Genomic DNA, 6,043 nt, shown 5'->3' with positions numbered 1-6,043 from the left:
CGAACGCACCAACGGCTGGATCAACCACTGCCGACGACTCGACCGCCACTACGAAGTCACCCTCAACGCACACGAAGGCTTCCTCTACCTCAGCCAGATCGCCCACTGCTACGCCGCCTCGACCGCACCCAGTTGTTCGACGCGCTTTAGGGTTTCGGCGTGAGCCGCACGATCGGAATCGGTCGTGACGTCCGCTTCTGGTAGCCGTTGTAGCGATCGGAGTTCTGTGTGTTGGCCAGCGACCACATCCGGGCGTAGTCGGGATCGTCGGGCAGCACCGGTGTCGCAGTGACGGCCAGACGCTTGGGACCCAGGTTGATCTCGACGTCGGGGTTGGCCTTGAGGTTGTGGTACCAGCCGGGCGCCTTGGGGTCGCCGCCCTTGGAGGCGACGACCAGGTAGTCGCCGCGGTCGGGGAAGTAGGACAGGGTGTTGGTGCGCTGCTTGCCGGTCTTGGCGCCGACGGTGTGCAACAACAGACTGGGCGGGACACCGGGAAGCGGGATGCGGTGTCCGATCCGACCGTTGGTGCCCTTGTAGAGCGCGTCGTGCGTCATCAGCAGCCGCCTGCCGACGTTCTTCTCCAACCACAGTGCAATGCTCATGTCGTCAATCCTTCTCACCGACGTCGATCCGCGCCAGTGCTTCACGCAACAGCCGCCCGGACTCCTCGCGGTTGGGGTCGCGGCGCACCAGCATGCCCTTGGCGAACGAGAACTTGTCGCCGGCCCGGCGCGGCACCACGTGCAGGTGGATGTGGAACACCGACTGGAACGCGGCCTTGCCGTCGTTGATCACGATGTTGTTGCCGTCGGCGTGCAGACCCGACGAGCGTGCCGCCTTCGCGATGCGCTGACCCAGCGCGGCCATGCCCGCCACGGTGTCGGGCGGTGTGTCGGTGAGGTCGACCGTGTGCTGCTTGGGAAAGACCAGGGTGTGGCCGCGGGTGAAGGGACGGATGTCGAGGATGGCGAGGCAGTCGTCGTCCTCGTGGATACGGACGGCGGGCGCCTCGCCGGCGACGATGGCGCAGAACACGCAGGGCATGCTGTCCAAGCTAGTTGAGGTTCTGCTCAGACCATTCACCCAGCCGTCGGTCGCGTTCGGCGGGGGAGACGTCCTCGACTCGCGTCATCACGGTCCAACGGAGGCCGAACGGATCGATGATCGACGCGAACCTGTCGCCCGTGGCGAAATCCTGCGGCGCTTCCCGGACGGTGGCGCCGTGGTTCTCGGCCGCGGCCACGACGGCGTCGACGTCCGCGCAATAGAGGGCGGTCGAGTGTGTGACCACGCGACTGTTCGGTTTGGGTGCCGCGATGCCGTAGGCCTCGGAGGGTTCGCCGAGCTGAAGGCGGCCGCGGCCGAAGTCAAGTTCTGCATGAGCGACGGTGCCGTCCGGTCCGTCCATCTTCTCGACGAGAGTTGCCCCGAACACCGTGGTGTAGAAGTCGATCGCGGCTGACGCGCCTGCGACGCAGACGAATGGGGTCAGGCTGGTGTATCCGCGGGGGATGTCTTCGCAAGTCATACCGACGAGTCTCGTAGCATCGGGTTGGTGCGCGCTTGGAAAAATGCGACACCTGACCCGCCGGTGCGCGGGGTGGTCGGGCGTGCCAAGAGCTCCTCGGTGTATGACCTGCAGCGGTGGGCTCCGAGCGACGAGAGTTCACGGTTCGTCGAGCACTTCTGGTCGGTCTCTTGGGATCTGCGCGGACAGCGGCCTTTCGCCAGTACCGTCATCACATTCCCGTCGATGCACATCACCCATGAATGGGGCGAAGATGCTGCGCGCCACGGTTTTGGGCTGCCGAACACCCTGGTCCACGGTGTCGTCGAGCGGGTGTTCCGGACAACGATCAGCGAGCGCGGCACGGTAGTGGGCGCGCGCTTCCGGCCCGGCGGCTTCACCGCCCGGTTCGGCAGTGACGCATCGACGATGACCGGACGTGTGCAGCCTGTCGACGACGATCTGTTCGGGTCGTCAATTCGACTCGACGACGACGCCACCGCGGCAGCCACCCGCCTCGACCGGTTGGTTGCGCAGGGTGGCCGCCCCGACGCCATCTTCGCGGCGCTGACGCCGCTCATCGACCGGATCCGGGAAGACGCCGGCATCCACCGAGTCGAGCAGGTGATGGCTCACTCGCCGTGGAGTGCGCGCACCACGCAACGGGTGTTCCGACGTCATGTGGGCGTGCCGGTCAAATGGGTTCTGTGCCGGTACCGCCTCCAGAATGCCGCGTTGAAGATCGAGACGGACCCGGACATCGATTTCGCCGACCTGGCAGTTCGGTTCGGCTGGTATGACCAGGCCCACTTCATCAACGATTTCCGCACTATGTTGGGCACCACGCCGGGGGAGTACGCCGCGACGTACGGCGCGGTCAGGCGGTGAGTTCCTCACGCCAGGTGGCGAGCTTGTCTGCGAACGACATCGTGTGCGCCGGGCTGGTGGAAGGCAGGCGCACATAGCGCATCTGCGGATCGACGCCGACCAGACGCAGATAGTTCTTTTCTGCTGCCGCACCGTTGAAGAACACCTGCGTGATCGTCGGGTGCGCCGCGAAGAACGCACCGAAGGCGTTGGCAACCATGCTGTCCGGTTCGACGGCGGAATCCAGGCTGCCCACTCGTCGGCAGCACCGCAGCACGTCCCACACGGCCACTCCGGCACGGGTCAGGGCCACCACGCGATCGTCGTACCGCGCGGCGGGGTCGAATCCGTAGAGCTCGCCGGTGATCGGCCAGAACGCGTTGCGCGGGTGGGCGTAGTACTGCTGCGCCTGCAACGACGCGACACCGGGCATGTTGCCGAGGATCAAGATGCGCGCACCTGTGGCGACCAGCGGCGGGAAGCTCTCGAGCGTCGGCGACGTCATCGTTCCTGTCTATCGCACCGGCGCGAGCCGTATACGTTGGGCGGGTGGGTGACGACGTCGATCTCGAGGCATCCGGACTGCTCGACGGGCTCGAGGGGACGGCGCGGGCCGAGCGTGCCGAGCTGATCCCCTGGCTGATCGAGCGGGGTGTCGGCGTCGAGCAGATCCGCGGTACCTCGGCACCGATGATGCTGGCGTCGCGGCGGGTCATCGGCGACGACGGTCAGTACATCTCTGCGCGGGAGGCCGCCGCCAAGGCCGGGGTCGATGTCGACCTCTTCCAGCGGATGCAGCGTGCCATGGGTTTGCCGCGGGTCGAGGATCCCGACGCTGCGGTTTTCCTGCGCGCCGACGCCGAGTCGGCCAAGTTCACCCGGGAGTTCCTCGAGGCGGGCATTCATCCCGATGAACTGTTGCAGATCACCCGCCTGCTCGGCGACGGCCTTTCCCGGGCCGCCGAGGCGATGCGCTATGCGGCGTTGGCTGCCGTGATGCGTCCCGGCGCAACCGAATTGGAGATCGCGCAGGCCTCCGAGAGGCTCGTGGGCAACGTGGCGCCGCTGCTGGGCCCGATGATCGAGGAGGTGCTGTTGCTGCAGTTGCGCCACGCGATCGAGACCGAAGCCGTCAACGCGACGGAGCGCGCAGAGGGGCAGCACCTGCCGGGTGCGCGGCTGGTGACGATCGGGTTCGCAGACCTGGTCGGCTTCACCAGCCTGGGTGAAGCGCTCCAACCCGAAGACCTCGAGCGACTTTCGCAGCGGCTGGCCCTGCTGACCCGCGACGTGGCGGTCGGGCCGGTGCGATTCATCAAGACCATCGGCGACGAGGTGATGCTCGTCAGCCCGGACCCGGCGCCGCTGCTGGACGCGGTCCTGCAGCTGGTCGAGGACACCGAGAGCGACGACGGGTTCCCGCGGCTGCGTGTCGGCGTCGCGACCGGTATGGCGGTCAGCCGGGAGGGGGACTGGTTCGGCAGCCCCGTCAACTTGGCGGCCCGGGTGACGGGCGCCGCCCGGCCGGGCTCGGTCCTGGTGGCCGAGGCGACGCGCGAGGCGATCGCCGACGACGACCGCTTCATGTGGTCGTTCGCCGGCGCGAAACACCTCAAGGGCATCAAGCCCGATGTCAAAGCGTTCAGGGCGCGCCGGGCGCAATGACCGCAATGACGTAGCGCTGGAGTCGCCGTAGCGGTAGACACTCTGATATTGACAGTCACTGTCACACGGGGCTTGAATGGTCCCCATGGCGATTCGAGTGGTGCAGTGGGCGACCGGGGGCGTGGGCAAGGCGGCGATCGAAGGGGTGCTGGCGCACCCCGACCTCGAGTTGGTCGGCGCATGGGTGCACTCAGAGTCCAAGCACGGCAAGGACGTTGGTGAGCTGATCGGCCTGGCACCCCTCGGTGTCAGCGCGACCACAAGTGTGGACGACGTACTCGCCCTCGACGCCGACTGCGTGGTCTACAGTCCGCTGCTGCCCAACGAGGACGAGGTGGTGGCGCTGCTGCGGTCGGGCAAGAACGTCGTCACCCCCGTCGGCTGGGTGTACCCGGATCTCAAGAACTGCGGAGCCATCCTCGACGCCTGCGCGCAGGGGCGAAGCACGTTGCACGGCACAGGTATTCATCCGGGTGGCATCACCGAGCGGTTTCCGCTGATGGTCTCGGCGCTGACCGCCGGTGTCACACATGTGCGGTCGGAGGAGTTCAGCGACATCCGCACCTACAACGCGCCTGACGTCGTGCGTCACATCATGGGGTTCGGCGTGACGCCCGAAGAGGCGATGGCTGGCCCGATCGTCGGCCTGCTGGCCGCGGGCTTCAAGGCCTCGGTCCGGATGATCGTGACGGAGATGGGTTTTGACATCGATCCCGAACTGGAGACGGTGCAGGAGGTCGCCGTGGCCACCGCGCCGATCGACACCCCTGCCGGCGTCATCGAGCCGGGTCAGGTCGCCGCGCGGAAGTTCCACTGGCGGGCCCTGGTGGACGGGACGCCGGTTGTCACCGCGAGTGTCAACTGGTTCATGGGTGAGGAGCATTTCGACCCGGCCTGGAGTTTCGGGCCCGAGGGGGAGCGGTTCGAGGTGGAGATCAGTGGCGAACCCGATGTGTTGCTGACGTTCAAGGGTCTGCAGCCCGACACCATCGAGGAGGGGCTGGTTCGCAATCCGGGGATCGTCGTCACCGCCAACCACTGCGTCAGCGCGATCCCGTACGTCGTCGCCGCCGATCCCGGCATCAAGACCTACCTCGATCTGCCGTTGTTGGCCGGCCGCGCAGCACCGCAGTTCGGGCTGGGCCGCACCAAGTGATCCTCGACGAATTCCGCCTCGATGGACGCGTTGCGGTCATCACCGGCGCCGGGCAGGGCATCGGCCGCGGAATCGCGTTGGGTCTGGCCGAGGCCGGCGCCAGTGTCGTGGTCGGGGCCCGCACCGAGGCCGATCTCGACGCAGTCGTCGCCGAGGTCGCGGACGGGGGTGGCAGCGCGCTGGCGGTGGTCGCCGATGTGCTGGCCGAGGAGGACCGACGCCGGCTCGTCGACGCTGCGGTCGAACGGTACGGCCGGCTCGATGTCCTGATCAACAACGCCGGCGGTACCGGGCCTCGGCCGGCGATGGCGACGTCCGAGCAGTTCTTCGACATGGCGATGAAGTTCAACGTCACCGCGCCGTTCCTGATGAGCCAGCTCGGCGCACAGGCAATGGTCGACACCGCGGGCAGCGGCGCGATCGTGAACATCTCGTCACGGGCCTCCGACATGGTGATGACATCGTTCGCGGCCTACGGCGCGGGGAAGGCCGCCCTCAACCAGATGACCCGAAACCTCGCTGCCGAGTTCGCCCCCGTGGTGCGGGTGAACGGGATCATTGTCGGCGGCGTCGCCACCCAGGGTCTCGACATGGTGCTCACCAATGACGAACTGCGGGCCCAGTTCGAGGCCAACACCCCGATGCGCCGGCCGGGAACTCCGAAGGACATCGCTTGCGCTGCGCTCTATCTGTGCTCTCCGGCCTCGGCGTGGGTCACCGGCAAACTGCTGCACGTCGACGGCGGTTGCGAACGGCCGGCGATGGATGTGCCGGTACCACGATTGCGCCCAACCGCCGGCGGTGCGTGAGCGACGGCGGGCGCCGGAGCAGGGCCGCGCACAGGC

8 protein-coding genes are annotated in these 6,043 nt (G+C 67.3%); 4 read left to right on the top strand and 4 right to left on the bottom strand.

Annotation, left to right across the window (positions count from 1 at the left end; translation table 11 throughout):
* Window positions 1-146: 146 nt before the first annotated feature.
* The 3 genes from BEMPMBAN_RS14295 to BEMPMBAN_RS14285 are packed head-to-tail and all read right to left on the bottom strand — an operon-like array spanning window position 147 to window position 1,531.
* The gene (locus BEMPMBAN_RS14295; RefSeq protein WP_159231037.1) at window positions 147-605 is read right to left on the bottom strand and encodes a nitroreductase family deazaflavin-dependent oxidoreductase; all 459 of its coding nucleotides are present in this window, start codon (window positions 603-605) and stop codon (window positions 147-149) included.
* Window positions 606-609: 4 nt separating this feature from the next.
* Window positions 610-1,047, bottom strand: a complete 438-nt coding sequence (locus BEMPMBAN_RS14290; RefSeq protein ID WP_159231036.1) for an HIT family protein — start codon at window positions 1,045-1,047, stop codon at window positions 610-612.
* A 10-nt stretch (window positions 1,048-1,057) separates the two neighbouring features.
* A complete protein-coding gene (locus BEMPMBAN_RS14285; RefSeq protein WP_159231035.1) occupies window positions 1,058-1,531 on the bottom strand; it encodes a VOC family protein in 474 nt (157 codons plus the stop codon).
* Between the two features lie 27 nt (window positions 1,532-1,558).
* On the opposite strand from BEMPMBAN_RS14285, the gene BEMPMBAN_RS14280 reads away from it, so the two are divergent.
* Window positions 1,559-2,398, top strand: coding sequence for an AraC family transcriptional regulator (locus BEMPMBAN_RS14280; RefSeq protein WP_159231034.1), 840 nt, complete (start codon window positions 1,559-1,561; stop codon window positions 2,396-2,398).
* On the opposite strand, the gene BEMPMBAN_RS14275 is transcribed toward BEMPMBAN_RS14280, so the two are convergent.
* Window positions 2,388-2,882 carry a DNA-deoxyinosine glycosylase gene (locus BEMPMBAN_RS14275; protein WP_159231033.1) on the bottom strand — a complete coding sequence of 165 codons (495 nt, stop codon included), beginning with the start codon at window positions 2,880-2,882 and terminating at the stop codon, window positions 2,388-2,390. The two genes, BEMPMBAN_RS14280 and BEMPMBAN_RS14275, sit on opposite strands and share 11 nt — an antisense overlap.
* A gap of 44 nt (window positions 2,883-2,926) precedes the next feature.
* On the opposite strand from BEMPMBAN_RS14275, the gene BEMPMBAN_RS14270 reads away from it, so the two are divergent.
* The 3 genes from BEMPMBAN_RS14270 to BEMPMBAN_RS14260 all read left to right on the top strand — a co-directional run bounded on the left by BEMPMBAN_RS14270 (window position 2,927) and on the right by BEMPMBAN_RS14260 (window position 6,007).
* Window positions 2,927-4,042, top strand: a complete 1,116-nt coding sequence (locus tag BEMPMBAN_RS14270) for an adenylate/guanylate cyclase domain-containing protein (RefSeq protein ID WP_159231032.1) — start codon at window positions 2,927-2,929, stop codon at window positions 4,040-4,042.
* Between the two features lie 85 nt (window positions 4,043-4,127).
* The gene (locus tag BEMPMBAN_RS14265) at window positions 4,128-5,198 is read left to right on the top strand and encodes an NAD(P)H-dependent amine dehydrogenase family protein (RefSeq protein WP_425294976.1); all 1,071 of its coding nucleotides are present in this window, start codon (window positions 4,128-4,130) and stop codon (window positions 5,196-5,198) included.
* Complete coding sequence (locus tag BEMPMBAN_RS14260; RefSeq protein ID WP_159231030.1) at window positions 5,195-6,007, top strand: glucose 1-dehydrogenase; 813 nt, start codon at window positions 5,195-5,197, stop codon at window positions 6,005-6,007. Before BEMPMBAN_RS14265 ends, BEMPMBAN_RS14260 begins: the two co-directional genes overlap by 4 nt.
* Window positions 6,008-6,043: the final 36 nt, after the last annotated feature.

It is taken from the genome of Mycolicibacterium austroafricanum (assembly GCF_902705885.1).
Taxonomy (GTDB): domain Bacteria; phylum Actinomycetota; class Actinomycetes; order Mycobacteriales; family Mycobacteriaceae; genus Mycobacterium; species Mycobacterium vanbaalenii_A.
Note: the sequence above shows the minus strand (reverse complement) of the source record. Positions and strands in the feature narration are given on the sequence as shown.